Raw genomic sequence first — 15,666 nt, forward strand, 5'->3', positions numbered from 1 at the left:
AGAAGTAGCGATGAACAACCTGATCGAGGTCCGCGACCTCAGCAAGACCTTCACCCTGCACCAGCAACAGGGCGTGGTGCTCAATGTGCTGCGCGGGCTCAACTTCAATGTCGCCGGCGGCGAATGCCTGGTGCTCCACGGTCGCTCCGGCGCCGGCAAGAGCACCCTGCTGCGCACGCTGTACGGCAATTACCTGCCGGCCGGCGGCAGCATCCGCCTGCAGCATGCCGGCGACTGGCTGGAGCTGGTCGGCGCCGAGCCTCGCGAGGTGCTCGCCGTGCGCCGCCAGACGCTCGGCTACGTCAGCCAGTTCCTGCGGGTGATCCCGCGGGTGGCGACCCTCGACGTGGTCATGGAGCCGGCCCTGGCCCGTGGCTGGAGCCGCGACAGCGCCGAGCTGCGCGCGCGCGGCCTGCTGGCCCGGCTGAACATACCCGAGCGCCTCTGGCAACTGGCGCCGGGCACCTTTTCCGGCGGCGAGCAGCAACGCGTCAACATTGCCCGCGGCTTCATGGTCGAGTGGCCGATCCTGCTGCTCGACGAGCCGACCGCCTCCCTCGACGAAGCCAACCGCCAGGTGGTGCTGGAACTGATCGGCGAAGCCAAGGCCGCCGGCGCCGCGTTGATCGGTATCTTCCACGACCGCGCCGCCCGCGAGGCGGTGGCCAGCCGCTACCTGGACATGAGCCAGGAGCTTTCCCGCCAGGAGCAAGCCCATGTCGTCTGAACGCGTTCTCAGCAATGCCCGGGTAGTCGGCGCCGACCGGGTCTTCGTCGGCAGCGTGCTGCTGCGCGACGGCCTGATCGCCGCGGTCGACGAAGGCCGCAGCCAGCTGGCCGGGGCCGAGGACCTGGGGGGCGACTACCTGCTGCCCGGCCTGGTCGAGCTGCACACCGACAACCTGGAGAAGCACATGACCCCGCGTCCCGGGGTCGACTGGCCGTCGGCCTCGGCGGTGCTGGCGCACGATGCGCAGATCGTCGCCGCGGGGATCACCACGGTGTTCGACGCGCTGTCCATCGGCGACGTCAACCCCAAGGGCAAGCGCATGCAGCAGCTGCCGAAGATGCTCGAGGCCATCGGCGAGGCCGCCGCCAGCGGCGACGCGCGCGCCGACCATCGCCTGCACCTGCGTTGCGAGGTCAGCCATCCGCAGACGCTGGAAGTATTCCGCGAACTGGTGGAGCACCCGCTGGTGCAACTGGTCTCGGTGATGGACCACGCCCCCGGCCAGCGCCAGTTCGCCAGGCTGGAGAAGTACCGCGAGTACTACCAGGGCAAGTACCACCTCAGCGATGCCGAGATGGACGCCTTCATCGTCGAGCAGGTAGCCAACTCCGGGCGCTACAGCGCCGCCGCCCGTGCGGCCATCGTCGATGTCTGCCAGGGGCGCGGCCTGTCGGTGGCCAGCCACGACGACGCGACCCTCGCGCATGTCCGCGAGTCGGCCGGCTACGGCATGGCCATCGCCGAGTTCCCGACCACCGTGGAGGCCGCCAGGGCCAGCCACGAGCATGGCCTGCAGGTGCTGATGGGCGCGCCCAACGTGGTCCGCGGCGGCTCCCACTCGGGCAACGTGGCGGCGGCGCAACTGGCGGGAATCGGTGTGCTGGATATCCTTTCCAGCGACTACTATCCGGCCAGCCTGCTGCACGCGGCCTTGCTGCTCGCCGGCGAGCACAGCGAGTATGATGCGATCCGCTACGACCTGCCGCGCGCGGTGGCAATGGTCAGCCGTACCCCGGCGCTGGCCGCCGGGCTGACCGATCGTGGCGAAATCCGCGTCGGCCTGCGCGCCGATCTGCTGCAGGCGCGGGCGCTCGGCAACAACCAGCCGGTGGTGCGCCAGGTCTGGCGCGGCGGGCAGAGAGTGTTCTGATGACAGGCAGACTGATTTATCTGATGGGGCCTTCCGGCTCGGGCAAGGACAGCCTGTTGCAGGCCGCGCGCGAGCCCCTGGCGCTACGCGGCTGCCGTATCGTGCGGCGGGTGATCACGCGCTCCGCGGAAGCGGTGGGGGAGGACGCCCAGGCGGTGACCCCGGCGCAGTTCGATACCCTCGAGCGGGCCTCGGCGTTCGCCATGAGCTGGCGCGCCAACGGCCTTTGCTATGGCATCCCGGTGCAGATCGACGAGTGGCTGGCGCAGGGCTACGACGTGCTGGTGAACGGCTCGCGCGGCTACTTGGCGCAGGCCCGCCGGCGCTATCCGGATCTGCTCGCGGTGCTGCTCGGGGTGCAGCCCGAGGTGCTGCGCCAGCGCCTGCTGGCGCGTGGCCGGGAAAGCCCCGAGGAAATCGAGGCGCGCCTGGCGCGCAACGCCGAGTTCGCCGCTGGCCTGGAGGGACCGTTGTTCCAACTGGACAACTCCGGCGAGCTCGACGACACGGTGCGCGCGCTCCTGGCGTGGCTCGGCGGCGACCGGGCATGCGCCTGACCCTGCTCGGCACCGGCGACGCCCGTCAGGTGCCGGTCTACGGCTGCGACTGCCCGGCCTGTGGCAGGGCCCGCATCGACGAGCGCCTGCGCCGCCGTCCATGCAGCGCGCTGCTGGAGCATGCCGGCCAGCGCTGGCTGATCGACAGCGGCCTGGCCGATCTCTGCGAGCGCTTCCCGCCCCATAGCCTCGACGGCATCCTCCAGACCCATTACCACGCCGACCACGCCCAGGGCCTGCTGCACCTGCGCTGGGGCCAGGGCCTGGTGATCCCGGTGCACGGCCCGGCCGACCCGGAGGGCCTCGCCGACCTCTACAAGCATCCTGGCATCCTCGATTTCAGCCAGCCCTTCAGCGCCTTCGAGCGGCGCCAGTGGGGGCCGCTGGCGGCGACCGCGCTGCCGCTGGTCCACTCGAAGCCGACATTCGGCTATTTGCTGGAGGGAGCTTCCGAGGAGGGGCCGCCGCGACGTCTGGCCTACCTCACCGATACCGTGGGATTGCCGGCGGACAGCGCCTCGCGACTGCTCGCGGCGCCGCTGGACCTGCTGGTGCTGGACTGTTCGATGCCGCCGCAGGAGCGGCCGCCGCGCAACCACAACGACCTGACGCGGGCGCTGGAGTGCATCGAATCGCTGCGCCCCCGTCGGGCCGTGTTGACTCACGTCGGACATGCGCTGGACGCCTGGCTGCTGGAGCACCCCGCTGCCTTGCCCGAGGGGGTGGAACTGGCGCGCGACGGCATGTGCCTGCCGCTGTGAGCGACGCCGTGTCGCCCGGTAAGCGCCGCGGGTGAGATCAGTCCAGGCTGGGATCGAAGCGAATTCGCCGACCTACCACCAGCGCAAGCAGCAGCCAGGCGCCGGATAAGCCCAGCAGTCCCCAGGCGCACCAGGCGAGGAGGGTGGCGTCGGGCGGCAGGCTCAGGGCCAGGATGGCGCTGGCGATCACCACGAACAGAAGAATGACGGCGGATCGTGACATGGTTTTCACTCCCGGAGCCCTCTCCGTCGGGCTCGCTGTTCCTTGTGCCGGCTCAGTGGCGCCGAGCTTCCGTGGCGTCCTCGCCGCTCAGCGGAACCCTCGCTGGATATTCTTCCCCTCCGCGCTCCATCAGCCAGAGCAGCCCATAGACGCCGACCGAGAGGGCCAGGGCGGTCAGCGGCAAAGCCAGGATCCACATGTTTCTTCTCCCTTCCGCCCGCCAGCATCCCGGGGACCTGTGCGGCGGTGCAGCGTCGATGGATGCCGGTTTCCCGGCGCGTACCTCGTCAGAATGTCCAGGCCTGTTCGTCGGCGCTGGTCACCAGGGCCGTGCCGCGCTCGTCCTCGCCGACCGTGACGATCCGCGGCGCTTCGTCGGGCGCCTGGATCACCAGTCGCTGCGCGGTGGGTGCCCATTGCGGCGTCGCGTTGCTGTCCAGCACCACCGTTTCGTCGTGTTGCTCCCGGGGTCGATCCTCGTCGCCCAGTGCGCTGTTCTGGAAGACCACGAGAGCCAGCAGGGAAAGAAGTCCGGTGCCGACCAGGTTGCGTGAGCTGCTCATGTTCACCTCCATTTTCGTGGCTCTGCCGGGCAGATGGCCAAGGTTTGATCCTGAGGGTCATATAGCAGCGGTTGTGCCAACTTTTTTCTATTATAAATCCTTGCTAATCAATAAGTTATAGATTCGCCTCAAGGACCTTCGAATGCACTTTGCACGGTCTGGCATTTTGCTGGTTGCAAAATGCATGATGCTCAGTCCAGGTGCAGCGCCAGGCTTACCCCGTGGGAGGTGAATCCCAGCGCGGCGTAGAAGCGCTGTGCCGTTTCCCGGTCCTGGTGGCTGGACAGCGCCAGCTTGTAGCAGCCCCAGCTGCGTGCCCGCTCCACCGCCCGGCCGATCAGTTCGCGGCCCACGCCCTGGCCGCGGGCGTGGTGGTCGACCACCATGTCCTCGAGAATCGCCGAACGGGCGAAGTCGTGCGCCAAGTGCTCGATCAGGTGCAGGGTGCAGGTGCCGAGCAGGCGTTCGCCGCGCTCGGCCACCAGGGTCACCCGGTCGCTGCGCGGGCGCTGCAACTGCACCGCCAGCAACGCCGGGTCGGGACGCGGATCGGTGCTGCCGAGTTGCTGCAGCAGCAGCGACAGGCGCGGCGCATCGTGCTCGCTGGCGATCCGCACGTCGAAGCGGGCGAAGGGGGAGTCCGGTATCCGCGTCCGCTGCGGGGCGTTCGGCGGGTCCTGAGCGGCGGGAATGGCGGCGTTCGGGTTCATGCTGCACCTCCGGGGTTGCGGAAAATTATGCGCAACCTTGGTGGCAGTGGCATGACAAACGCTTTCTCTGCCGTTAACATGCCGCCCGGACGCGGTGCACCGCTCGCCACGTCCGGCGTGTCCCGGTAGCTCAATTGGATAGAGCATCCCCCTCCTAAGGGGAAGGTTGGAGGTTCGACCCCTCTCCGGGACGCCAAATATATCGGGCACTTACCGCAAATCGCTTCTCCTGGGCCAGTTCTTTGTCGGTGCATGGTGGGTGCAGTAAGCCTAAAGAAAGCCCCGACCTGAATCGCTCAGGCGGGGCTTTTCTATGCCGGCCAGCTCAAATGTCTGTCGTCAGTTCCAGCAGGGCAACTGGTGGCCTGCGCCGCTCCCGGTAAGCTTGATCCTCGCTTTCCCTTCTCATCGCGACTGCGGATACCACTGTCTGGTGGTGACGGCCCGTATATCGAAAAGGCGAACGTGCTGGCCGACTTCGCGCGCGTCTTCATCCTCCGAATACCCTACCAAGCGCACCTCTGGATCCAGCTCGAGAGTTGAGCGATCAGATCTTTCACCTTCATCGAGAGCACGTCTCCGGCACATGTCGTCGAGGGGAGTGCAAAACCATTGCAGACCCTGGCCAATACATGCATGTAACGGGAGAATTTCCGGTACATGACGGGCACAGAATTGCGCAGGTATCGGGACGATCCCTCGTCGATCCCTTGGCGATTGGTCCGGAAAGGTGGGATTTTCTCGCCTCCTCCATTGGTGGTTGTGAGATAGCGCCGCGTAAGCTCAAGGCTCAGTCCCGCACCCCAAAAGCCGTTGTGCAACCTTTTTGTGGACAACTTCGGGAAAAGCTGTGCATGGATCGCTGTGAGCCTTGTCTTTTGTGGCTTGGAAGCGACTGTGCAACTTCTTGCATAGCAGTGTGCAAGAAGTTGCACAATTTTTGCTGTTTTCGCGCCAATAAGCGCCCCCCTGGCTTGAGGGGTTTCACCCAAGTTACTGATTCAAAAGGGTTCTACTGAAGATGGCACGTTCCTTGTCTAGGAATCGGCGCCCAGGACATGTCGTCCCGGCTCCACATGACAAGGAATGCATCCATGGCAACACCCGCCTATATGTCCATCACCGGCACCAAGCAGGGCCTGATCACTGCCGGCGCCTTCACCGAGGACTCGGTCGGCAACACCTACCAGGAGGGCCATGAGGACCAGGTGATGGTCCAGGGCTTCAACCACGAGGTGATCATCCCTCGTGACCCGCAGTCCGGCCAGCCGACCGGCCAGCGCGTGCACAAGCCGGTGGTCATCACCAAGGTCTTCGACAAGGCCTCGCCGCTGCTGCTCGCCGCGCTGACCTCGGGCGAGCGCCTGACCAAGGTCGAGATCCAGTGGTTCCGCACCTCCGCCGCCGGCACCCAGGAACACTACTACACCACCGTCCTGGAAGACGCGATCATCGTCGACATCAAGGACTACATGCACAACTGCCAGGACCCGGGCAACGCCCACTTCACCCACCTGGAGGACGTGCATTTCACCTACCGCAAGATCACCTGGACCCACGAAGTCTCCGGCACCTCCGGTTCCGACGACTGGCGCTCGCCGGTCGCCGGCTGAGGGTCCGGGGAGCCGGCCGCGCGTGCGGCTCCCCGCCACCCGGAAGCGTCCGCGCTTCGCAGAATCGACCCGGACCGGGAGACATCCGGAGGTCGACCGGGCAACAGTAGTAGCATGGGCCGGCCCCCCGACGGAACGGGAAGGGCCCGCCACTGGAACAGGGAACGATCCATGCGTCAAAGGGACCTGAAGTTCACCTTCGTCGTCGGCGAAGGCAAGCTCGCGTTCGACGTCGTCGAGTTCGAGCTGGAGGAAGCGCTCTGCGAGCCTTTCCGCCTGCACCTGAAGCTGGCCAGTGACAGGCGCGCCGTCGATTTCAAGCAGGTGCTCGACCAGCCGGGCACCTTCACCCTGTGGCAGGACGGCCGACCCGTCCGCTACGTCCATGGCCTCGTCAGCCGCTTCACCCAGGGGGCCTCGGGCTTTCGCCGGACCCGCTACGAACTGCTGCTGGAGCCGCAGCTGGCGCGCCTGGAGCTGAGTTCCAACTGGCGCATCTTCCAGAACAAGAGCGTTCCGGAGATCCTCCAGGCGTTGCTGCAAGAGCACCAGGTGCTCGACCACGAGCAGCGCATCTACCACGAGCATCTGCCGCGCGAATACTGCGTGCAGGCCGGCGACAGCGATCGCTACCTGCACGACCGGCTGGCCTTCGAGGAGGGTCTGGTCTACTACTTCCGCTTCGACGAGCAGCGCCACACCCTGGTCTGCTGCGACCGGCTCTATGTCCAGGAGCGCATCGCCGGCGGCCCGGTGCTGTTCAGCGCCCAGCCGGAGGGCGACAACCCACGGCCGGTGCTGCATGCCTTGCGCTACAGCGAAAACGTCCGCACGGCGCGGCAGACCCAGCGCGACTACAGCTTCAAGCGGCCGACCTTCGACCAGGAGCAGCACCTGCATGGCGAGGCGCTCGAGCACCAGGGCTCGACCTACGAGCGCTACGACTACCCCGGGCGCTACAAGCAGAGTGCCGCGGGCCGGCCCTTCAGCGAAAACCGCCTGCGCGGGCACCGGCGCGACGCGCGGGTGGCCTGCGTCAGCGGCGACGACCCGCGGCTGATCCCGGGCCACGCGTTCGAGCTGAGCGGTCATCCGCGCGCCGACTTCAACGCCTGGTGGCGGCCGGTGCGGGTGGTCCATCGCGGCACCCAGTATGCCGGCCAGGAGGAAGAGTCCGCCGACGCACCTCTGGGGGTGAGCTACGACCTGCGCGCCGAACTGGTGCCCGAGGACGCCGAATGGCGTCCCGAGCCGCTGCCCCGGCCGCGCATCGACGGTCCGCAGATCGCCACGGTGGTCGGCCCGGCAGGGGAAGAGATCCATTGCGACGAGTGGGGACGAGTGAAGGTGCGGTTCCCCTGGGATCGCGAGGGCCGTCCGGACGAATTCAGCACCTGCTGGATCCGCGTCGCGCAGAACTGGGCGGGCGCCGACTGGGGGCACATGGCGATCCCGCGGATCGGCCAGGAGGTGATCGTCGACTACCTGGACGGAGACTGCGACCAGCCGATCATCACCGGGCGCACCTACCGGGCGACCAACCGGCCGCCCTACGCGCTGCCTGACCACAAGATCCTCAGCACCATCAAGAGCAAGGAGTACAAGGGCAGCCGGGCCAACGAGCTGCGCATCGACGACACCACGGCGCAGATCAGTGCGGCGCTGATGAGCGACCACGGCGCCAGCGCGCTGCACCTGGGCTACCTGACCCATCCTCGGCCCGAAGGCGGCCAGCCGCGCGGCGAGGGCTTCGAACTGCGCACAGACGAACATGGCGCGGTGCGTGCGGCCAGGGGCTTGCTGCTGAGCGCCGAGGAACAGCTCAGGGCCGGTGCCGGCCATCTCGAGCGTGGCGTGGTGGTGCAGGTGCTGGAAGCGGCGCTGGAACTGGCTCGCGAGCTGGGCGACTACGCCGGGGCGCACCAGGGCGTGGGGCACGATGCGGCGCCGCAGCAGAGCCTCCAGGAAGCCGTGCGCGACCTCGGCCTTGGTGCCAACGACGAACCCGGGCAGGGCGTCGGCGGCAAGCCGGCGATCGCCCTGAGCGGCCCGGCGGGGATCGCCGCGGCGACGCCGGCGAGCCTGACCCTGGCCGCCGGCGAGCACGTCGACAGCGTGGCCCGGCAGAACCAGCAGGTGACCGCCGGGCAGAAGGTGGTGGTCAACGCCGGCAGCGACATCGGCCTGTTCGCCCAGGGCGGCGAACTGCGCCATCGCCCACCAGGGGCCGATGCTGCTGCAGGCGCAGAAGAACGATATCCGCCTGGAGGCCGAGCAGAGCGTGGAGGTCAGCGCCAGCCAGAAACACGTGCTGGTCACGGCGAAGGAGCACATCACCCTGATGTGTGGCGGCGCCTACCTGACCCTCAAGGGCGGCAACATCGAGCTGGGCATGCCCGGCAACTTCGTGGTCAAGGCGGCGAAGCACAGTCATGTCGGTCCCGCTCATGCATCGACCAGCTTCAACGCCTGGGATTCGACACCGTTCGATCAGCGCGTTCGCGTTGTGCGTGGAGGTAGGCCACTCCCCAATTATCGCTATGCGCTCATGTATAGCGACGGGGCGAGGGTAGAGGGCGTTACCGATAAGGACGGCTGGGCAGCGCTGCAACAAGGACTTACTTCGGATGGATATGAGATCGAGTTGCTAGGCCCGGCAGAGGACTGATGCAACCCGGCATATTGGCCACATGGAGAGGAGATTGAGATGAGTGAGCCAACTAGATCTGTGTCTACGTATATTGGACGCAATGGACATACCACCGCTCGTGTGACGATGAGCCCAACTAGCAACAAGGTTCGTGCCGAAGTTACAGCCCCGCCGGATCAGGCAATTCCGGTCGTGTTCATACCAGGCATCATGGGCAGCCCATTGTTGGCAATGAAAGATGAGGCAAGAAAACTGCTGGGGAACGATAATCGCTGGGCCTGGTTTCCAGATGACACAACAGGCTGGGTGGCGGGGTTGACGAATAAAAAAGGATACCGTCATCTGAGCCCGGCAGAGCGGAAATTGTTGCTTGACCCCGACACAACACGCCCGGTCTCGTCTCCTGAGGATGCAGATCGTGAGGTGGTTTCCGAGCACATTACTACTCTGCCGCTGCAGGAAGCGCTCAATCGCGGTTGGGGATCAGTGATGATCAGTTCGTACGGCGGCATCCTCAATTTCCTAGAAGCACAGCTACGCTTCATCCTCACGCCAAAGGGCGAACTCTATCCAGGCGTGCAAGGTGCAGTGCCGCATAATCCATTAGCCTGGGGCCAACTCCAAGGCTATCAACCACTCACCAAGGAAATGCTGCAACAGGCTGCCGATTTTCGCTATCCGGTCTACGCCGCGGGCTACAACTGGCTGCAAACCAATGCCAAGGCGGCCGATTACTTGGCAGGAAAGGTCGAAGCCATCCTTGATCGCTGCAGGAAGGAATTGCGCGTCAAGTGTGACCATGGCGTGATTCTCGTCACTCACTCCATGGGTGGTCTGGTTGGGCGGATGTGCGCCAAGCGATATCCCGGACTGATTCAAGGAGTGGTACATGGCGTGCAACCCGCGGTTGGGGCCGGAACGGCCTACCGCCGCGTCCGCGCGGGCTGGGAGGACTTCTTTGGCAGTGTTGGTCTCGGCGGGACAGGAAAGAAGATCATGCCGGTGTTCGCCAATGCGGCAGGTCCGCTGGAATTGTTGCCTAACCATCGTTACGGCGCTGGTTGGCTGCGCGTCACTTGTAATGGTCGAGTCATTGCGCAACTGCCGGAAGCCGGTTCAGGGCCGATAGATCCCTACCAGCGTATTTATTTGGAGCCTCGGGCTTGGTGGCGCCTGATCGATCCGTCATGGATCGACCCAGATTCATTGATCCAACGTCCAGCCACACCCGCGGGGAAAGTAAAGCTGCAAGAGGCTTGGGAAAACTATCGGAAGCGACTGCTCGAGGCTAAGCGTTTCCACACAGAGCTGGGCAGCAGTTATCACCCCAATACCTACTCGTACTATGGTGCAGATGAAGGTCAGATGGCTTTCCATCGCGTCACCTGGAATCTTCAGCCTCAAATGATCGCTGCGTACCGTCCCGGATTATCCCCTACCCGTGGACCTGCACCCTCTTCTGCCCACGCCATTGGCTTGCGCATGTGGCGTGAAGACCACGAGGGAACGGTTTATTTGATCAACGATGCCGAGGGGCTGGACATGATCATGCAGCATGGTGTGGGCGTGACACGCAGTACTAAAGGCAACTCCTATGTGGGCAAATTGCAGGACCGGGATCAGGTGGGGGATGCGACGGTGCCTGCTCACTCTGCTGAGGACTCCGCCAAGGCGGCAGTTTTTGCTGCGCGTATGACGGGGTTTGAACACCAAGGTTCATACGACAATCGGATGGTGCAAAACGTCACCCTGTATTCGGTTCTGCGCATTGGCGCGACGGCCACGAGAAAAACGGTCAGCAAAGGCGCGACAGCCACAGAGATTCCCGCATGACACGGCGCAAATACCTACTGCATGCCGCGTTTCTGGCCATTGTGATAGCCACGGTCTTCTGCGCCTTGCGTAACTGGAATAACAGCAAATACGACAGGATTTATCCCATCACCGAACTGACACAAAAAATGCAAACCCACTGCGTTGGGCGCTTGCTCATCGACCTGCCAGAGGGATCGACCTGGGAACCCAACGCCAGCGGGGCACATCTTGACGGTTATTTAGCACTTTCGGTCACCACGGGGGTCACGGAGGCCGAGTACGATGCCTTGGTGGAGAGGCGTTGGTCGGAAATTGAAGCGGAAGAAAAAAAATCCACCTGGCCGGCTGCGCAGTCGGCAAAGAGAGTGAGCCCCCTGAAGAACAGCACAGTCTTTTCGTACGGCTTCCACGAAAATGAGGGGCCTGATCTAGATGGTATGGTGCACAAGGATGTATTTCATGACGCCGAGGGCTATCTGTGGGGCGATGGCACTTTATTCACGCTCGGCCCCAAGCTGAACGGCGCCGATGTGATCTCGGGTTGGTTACCCCGCCTGCATGCGCGAAAAAATGATGAGGTGCCCAGCAAACCGGGGCTTTGCCTGAATGGTGCCTTCGTCGAGTCCTACTACGATCTCGCCGGTCCTTCCGAAACAGTAAGTTGGGGGTTTAAGTTGCCGAAGAACCTTGGATTGGTGGTACGTCACAGGAAGGTATGGGAACCAGAGCAACCCATGCTGGAGCGATATCGCGAAGCGGAAAGTGAATTCGCTGGGCTTGTAGCGAGAGAATTAGCCAAGCCAGGTGTTATCGCTGGGCGGAAGGAGTATCGAGCGGATAAGCGGAACGTTAATGGGTTAGAAGGAGACGAGCGTGTTGTTGGTGGCACCGAAGGGAGAAGTGCCCGAAACTACTTCAAGACCAACGTCGGTGGCGAATGGAATTTCCCAGGCATCGGAAGTGCCAACCCCATGCCTAGTATCAATATTGACCTTGGTACTACCTTCCAAACCACAACTAGACCTGCCGAACTAGGTGGCTTTCCTTCGCACGATGAGGCACTGGGATACCCGACTGAGGCGGAGTTCTTTGAACTCTGGGACGCCATCCTCAACAGTATTCGCTACCGTCCCGGTGCGTTGACCCCATCCCCGCCGGGCTCAAGTCTAACGATCAGAAGTTCACCTGTACGCTCAGCATCATTGTCTTGTGGTGCGAACGATTACGCTCTAGAAGAATTTCTCACCAGCCTGGAACCGAAAGAGAACTGGCTGGACGATCTATAGGAGCAATCTGCGATGGACATCATTCGCCTTGGTGATTCCACCAGCCCTGGCGGCACGGTCATTGAGGCTTCCGCCCCGGAACTTGCCGTTGAATGACTCGATGAAGGCGTTCTGCGTAGGCTGTCGGGCTGAACAGCTTCAACTTGATGTCACGCTGATAGGCCCACTAACCAAGCGCCTTGCCGGTGAACTCTGGGCCCCCATGGTCCGTGCGATCGCCTGCGGGTAACCGCGAAACCGCACCATCTCGTCCAGCGCCCGCGTGACACGAAAGCCGCTGATACCGTGCCCTACCAGGATACCGATCGACTCCTTGGTGAAGTCATCGACCACCGTCAGGCATTTGATCCTTCGCCCAGTGCTGAGCGCATCGAAGACGAAATCCATCCACCAAACCTGATTCGGTGCGCTTGGCGGGCTCAGACGTTCGTGTTCCACCGCGACCGCGTGGTGGCGCCTCCGCCGCTTCACCATCAAGCCGGCGGCTCGGTACGGCCGGTAAATCCGCTTGTGGTTGACCTGCATGCCGCTGCTGGATGTGCAGGCAGCGATAGCCAAAGCGCCGACGCTCCTGGGCCAGTTCCACCAGTTGGGCTTGCAGATCGGCTTGCTTGAGAAAGTCGAGAATCTGCTCTTCGGTAAAATGCTTTTTCACTGCTGTTTCCTGCTCGGAAAACGGACTCTACTAAGTTTGACTTGGTACTGAAATCGGGCAGCAGATCAGCATCCGTATCGTCCTGTTTCCTGCCTGTGCGTCCTCATTTCCTCCGATAGCTTTTCTTGCCGCCCGGCGTCAGGCAGTAGACCCCTCCGCGCGGCCCCGTGCAGAACGTCCCGCTGCCACAGGCACAGCCGTCCGGCGTGCCGCGCAGGCGCTGTACGGCGGGTTGCTCGGCAGCTCCGCCGGCGTTGCCGAAGTAGGCCGCGCAACTGCGCTTCGAGGCGCTGATGGAGCCGTCGTTGCAGAGGAAGATATCGCCGTCGCAACCGGCGATACCGCCTTTCTTTCCCGAGCAGGGGCTATTGGCGGCCAGCGCCGGAAGTGCGCAGGCCGACAGGAGGAAGAGGGCGATCGAGGCGAAAGGTCCGAGTTTCATTGGCGAAGCTTCCGTGCGAATGATGGCTGCATGCTATCTCAGGCTCTCACCACGAGCTTTCGCGATCGCGCCGATTACCTGACGTTACACGAACCTTGACAGCCCGTTCCGGCGGGGCTTATATGTTCCGCCATCAGGTCATGCGCATCAGCGTCGATGTCGCCGGACCGAACCTAACGCATACACACAGAGCAAATGGGCTCTCCCGGGGTTACCCGGGAGGGCCTTTTTTCGTCCCGAAAAAATAACAACAAGAGGTGATAGCCATGCGTCACGGCGATATTTCCAGCAGCAACGACACCGTCGGAGTGGCGGTGGTCAACTACAAGATGCCGCGCCTGCACACCGCGGCGGAGGTACTGGACAACGCGCGAAGGATCGCCGACATGATCGTCGGCATGAAGCAGGGCCTGCCCGGCATGGACCTGGTGGTGTTCCCCGAGTACAGCCTGCAGGGCATCATGTACGATCCGGCGGAGATGATGGAAACCGCGGTGGCCATCCCCGGCGAGGAAACCGAGATATTCTCCCGCGCCTGCCGCAAGGCCAACGTCTGGGGCGTGTTCTCGCTCACCGGCGAACGGCACGAGGAGCATCCGCGCAAGGCGCCTTACAACACCCTGGTGCTGATCGACAACAACGGCGAGATCGTCCAGAAGTACCGCAAGATCATCCCCTGGTGCCCCATCGAGGGCTGGTACCCCGGTGGCCAGACCTACGTCAGCGACGGGCCGAAGGGCATGAAGATCAGCCTGATCATCTGCGACGACGGCAACTACCCGGAGATCTGGCGCGATTGCGCGATGAAGGGCGCCGAGCTGATCGTGCGCTGCCAGGGCTACATGTACCCGGCCAAGGACCAGCAGGTGATGATGGCCAAGGCCATGGCCTGGGCCAACAACTGCTACGTGGCGGTGGCCAACGCCGCCGGCTTCGACGGCGTGTACTCCTACTTCGGCCACTCGGCGATCATCGGCTTCGACGGTCGCACCCTCGGTGAGTGCGGCGAGGAGGAAATGGGTATCCAGTACGCCCAGCTGTCGCTTTCGCAGATCCGCGACGCGCGCGCCAACGACCAGTCGCAGAACCACCTGTTCAAGATCCTTCATCGCGGCTACAGCGGCCTACAGGCATCCGGCGATGGCGACCGGGGGCTGGCGGAGTGTCCGTTCGAGTTCTACCGCACCTGGGTCACCGATGCCGAGAAGGCCCGCGAGAACGTCGAGCGGCTGACCCGCTCGACCACCGGCGTGGCGCAGTGCCCGGTGGGGCGGCTGCCCTACGAGGGACTGGAAAAAGAGGCCTGACGGCAGACGCCGCCAGCCCGGCGTGCCGCTGACGGCACGCCGTTTCCATTGTTTCCCCTTGTGGCAGAAGGAGCTTCATCCATGCCTTTTCTGAGCGACATGCTCGACCAGTCCCGCCGGCAGAGGGACGAGGAACAGGCCCTGGCGCGGGAAAACCTTGCCGAGGCCAGCCTGCTCCAGGCCCACTCGAGCCACCGCAGCGCGCTGCACAGCCGCTTCCGTTTCGACCCGGCGGCGGTGATGGACTGCCTGCGCGCCGAGGTGCTCGGCCAGGAGCCGGCGCTACAGGCCGTCGAGGACATGCTCAAGGTGGTTCGCGCGGACATCGCCGACCCGCGCCGCCCGCTGTTCAGCGCGCTATTCCTCGGCCCCACCGGGGTCGGCAAGACCGAGATCGTCCGCGCCCTGGCCAGGGCCCTGCACGGCGACGCCGAGGGATTCTGCCGGGTGGACATGAACACCCTGTCCCAGGAGCACTATGCCGCCGCCCTCACCGGCGCGCCGCCAGGCTACGTCGGGGCGAAGGAGGGCACCACCCTGCTTGAGCAGGACAAGCTGGACGGCAGTCCCGGCCGCCCCGGCATCGTTCTCTTCGACGAACTGGAGAAGGCCAGCCCGGAAGTGGTCCATGCGCTGCTCAACGTGCTCGACAACGGCCTGCTGCGGGTCGCTTCCGGCGAACGCACCTACCATTTCCGCAACACCCTGGTGTTCATGACCAGCAACCTCTGCGCCCACCAGATCCAGCGCTACGACGAGCGTCACCAGCGCCTGCCCTGGCGCCTCCTGCCGGTCGGCCCCGAGCGGCGCCGGCGCGACATCGACGACATGGTTCGGGCCCGGCTGCTCAAGGCCTTTTCACCGGAGTTCGTGAACCGCCTCGACAGCATCGTCACCTTCAACTGGATCGAGCGGAACGTCGTCGAACGGTTGGTCGAGCTGGAAGTACGGCGCCTCAACCGCCGCCTGGAGAAGCATCGCTGCCACCTGGAAGCGGCGCCGGAGGTGCTGGCGAAGATCGCCCGCGCCGGCTTCGACCGGCAGTTCGGCGCCCGTGCGCTGCGCCGCAGCGTCCGTCATCATCTGGAAGTACCGCTGGCCGAGTACCTGCTCGAGCGGCACCAGCCGGGCGACGGGGCGTTCACCACCTACCTGGCGCGCCTGGAGCATGGACGGATCCGCTTCGTGCCACGCTGAACCACAG

General features: G+C 64.3%; 14 protein-coding genes, 1 tRNA gene and 2 pseudogenes. 11 read left to right on the top strand and 6 right to left on the bottom strand.

The genetic code is table 11. From position 1 onward, the window contains the following. Positions 1-10 precede the first annotated feature (10 nt). Genes phnL through phnP form a run of 4 tightly spaced genes read left to right on the top strand, consistent with a single transcriptional unit; the run spans position 11 to position 3,198 of the window. Positions 11-727, top strand: coding sequence for a phosphonate C-P lyase system protein PhnL (gene phnL / locus B7D75_RS08120; protein ID WP_012074874.1), 717 nt, complete (start codon positions 11-13; stop codon positions 725-727). After that, on the top strand, positions 717-1,880 hold the full coding sequence (locus tag B7D75_RS08125; protein ID WP_012074875.1) for an alpha-D-ribose 1-methylphosphonate 5-triphosphate diphosphatase: 1,164 nt from the start codon (positions 717-719) through the stop codon (positions 1,878-1,880). The genes phnL and B7D75_RS08125 overlap by 11 nt, the downstream gene beginning before the upstream one ends. Next, positions 1,880-2,437 carry a phosphonate metabolism protein/1,5-bisphosphokinase (PRPP-forming) PhnN gene (phnN, locus tag B7D75_RS08130; RefSeq protein ID WP_012074876.1) on the top strand — a complete coding sequence of 186 codons (558 nt, stop codon included), beginning with the start codon at positions 1,880-1,882 and terminating at the stop codon, positions 2,435-2,437. The genes B7D75_RS08125 and phnN overlap by 1 nt, the downstream gene beginning before the upstream one ends. After that, positions 2,428-3,198: a phosphonate metabolism protein PhnP gene (gene phnP / locus B7D75_RS08135; RefSeq protein ID WP_058129904.1), complete on the top strand. Its 771-nt coding sequence runs from the start codon at positions 2,428-2,430 to the stop codon at positions 3,196-3,198. The genes phnN and phnP overlap by 10 nt, the downstream gene beginning before the upstream one ends. A 37-nt stretch (positions 3,199-3,235) precedes the next feature. On the opposite strand, the gene B7D75_RS08140 is transcribed toward phnP, so the two are convergent. The 4 genes from B7D75_RS08140 to B7D75_RS08155 form a co-directional block, all read right to left on the bottom strand. Beyond that, positions 3,236-3,421: a PA3371 family protein gene (locus B7D75_RS08140; protein ID WP_012074878.1), complete on the bottom strand. Its 186-nt coding sequence runs from the start codon at positions 3,419-3,421 to the stop codon at positions 3,236-3,238. 52 nt (positions 3,422-3,473) lie between these two features. After that, positions 3,474-3,620 carry a hypothetical protein gene (locus B7D75_RS08145; RefSeq protein WP_043103901.1) on the bottom strand — a complete coding sequence of 49 codons (147 nt, stop codon included), beginning with the start codon at positions 3,618-3,620 and terminating at the stop codon, positions 3,474-3,476. Positions 3,621-3,708: 88 nt separating this feature from the next. After that, positions 3,709-3,984 carry a hypothetical protein gene (locus B7D75_RS08150; protein WP_058136354.1) on the bottom strand — a complete coding sequence of 92 codons (276 nt, stop codon included), beginning with the start codon at positions 3,982-3,984 and terminating at the stop codon, positions 3,709-3,711. 191 nt (positions 3,985-4,175) lie between these two features. Further along, a complete protein-coding gene (locus B7D75_RS08155) occupies positions 4,176-4,694 on the bottom strand; it encodes a GNAT family N-acetyltransferase (RefSeq protein ID WP_311622169.1) in 519 nt (172 codons plus the stop codon). Positions 4,695-4,813: 119 nt separating this feature from the next. Between B7D75_RS08155 and B7D75_RS08160 the strand changes: the two genes are divergently transcribed. The 5 genes and pseudogenes from B7D75_RS08160 to B7D75_RS29320 all read left to right on the top strand — a co-directional run bounded on the left by B7D75_RS08160 (position 4,814) and on the right by B7D75_RS29320 (position 12,058). Further along, positions 4,814-4,890 (top strand) — tRNA-Arg (locus B7D75_RS08160). Positions 4,891-5,788: 898 nt separating this feature from the next. Then, a complete protein-coding gene (locus B7D75_RS08165) occupies positions 5,789-6,307 on the top strand; it encodes an Hcp family type VI secretion system effector (protein WP_012074519.1) in 519 nt (172 codons plus the stop codon). 171 nt (positions 6,308-6,478) lie between these two features. Next, positions 6,479-8,975 (top strand): annotated as a pseudogene (locus tag B7D75_RS08170) (type VI secretion system Vgr family protein). A 39-nt stretch (positions 8,976-9,014) separates the two neighbouring features. Further along, on the top strand, positions 9,015-10,790 hold the full coding sequence (locus tag B7D75_RS08175) for an esterase/lipase family protein (RefSeq protein WP_053813587.1): 1,776 nt from the start codon (positions 9,015-9,017) through the stop codon (positions 10,788-10,790). Continuing rightward, on the top strand, positions 10,787-12,058 hold the full coding sequence (locus B7D75_RS29320; protein WP_124082882.1) for a T6SS immunity protein Tli4 family protein: 1,272 nt from the start codon (positions 10,787-10,789) through the stop codon (positions 12,056-12,058). Before B7D75_RS08175 ends, B7D75_RS29320 begins: the two co-directional genes overlap by 4 nt. A gap of 57 nt (positions 12,059-12,115) precedes the next feature. Here the strand turns inward: B7D75_RS29320 and B7D75_RS08180 are convergent. Both B7D75_RS08180 and B7D75_RS08185 read right to left on the bottom strand, forming a co-directional pair. Continuing rightward, a pseudogene (locus B7D75_RS08180) lies at positions 12,116-12,662 on the bottom strand (DDE-type integrase/transposase/recombinase); the annotation flags it as partial. A 154-nt stretch (positions 12,663-12,816) separates the two neighbouring features. Further along, a complete protein-coding gene (locus B7D75_RS08185) occupies positions 12,817-13,155 on the bottom strand; it encodes a YdcA family protein (protein ID WP_012074882.1) in 339 nt (112 codons plus the stop codon). Between the two features lie 266 nt (positions 13,156-13,421). On the opposite strand from B7D75_RS08185, the gene B7D75_RS08190 reads away from it, so the two are divergent. Next, the gene (locus B7D75_RS08190; protein ID WP_012074883.1) at positions 13,422-14,462 is read left to right on the top strand and encodes an aliphatic amidase; all 1,041 of its coding nucleotides are present in this window, start codon (positions 13,422-13,424) and stop codon (positions 14,460-14,462) included. Between the two features lie 81 nt (positions 14,463-14,543). Further along, complete coding sequence (locus B7D75_RS08195; RefSeq protein ID WP_107113908.1) at positions 14,544-15,659, top strand: AAA family ATPase; 1,116 nt, start codon at positions 14,544-14,546, stop codon at positions 15,657-15,659. The last annotated feature ends 7 nt before the right edge of the window (positions 15,660-15,666 follow it).

Source organism: Pseudomonas paraeruginosa, assembly GCF_003025345.2.
Lineage (GTDB): Bacteria > Pseudomonadota > Gammaproteobacteria > Pseudomonadales > Pseudomonadaceae > Pseudomonas > Pseudomonas paraeruginosa.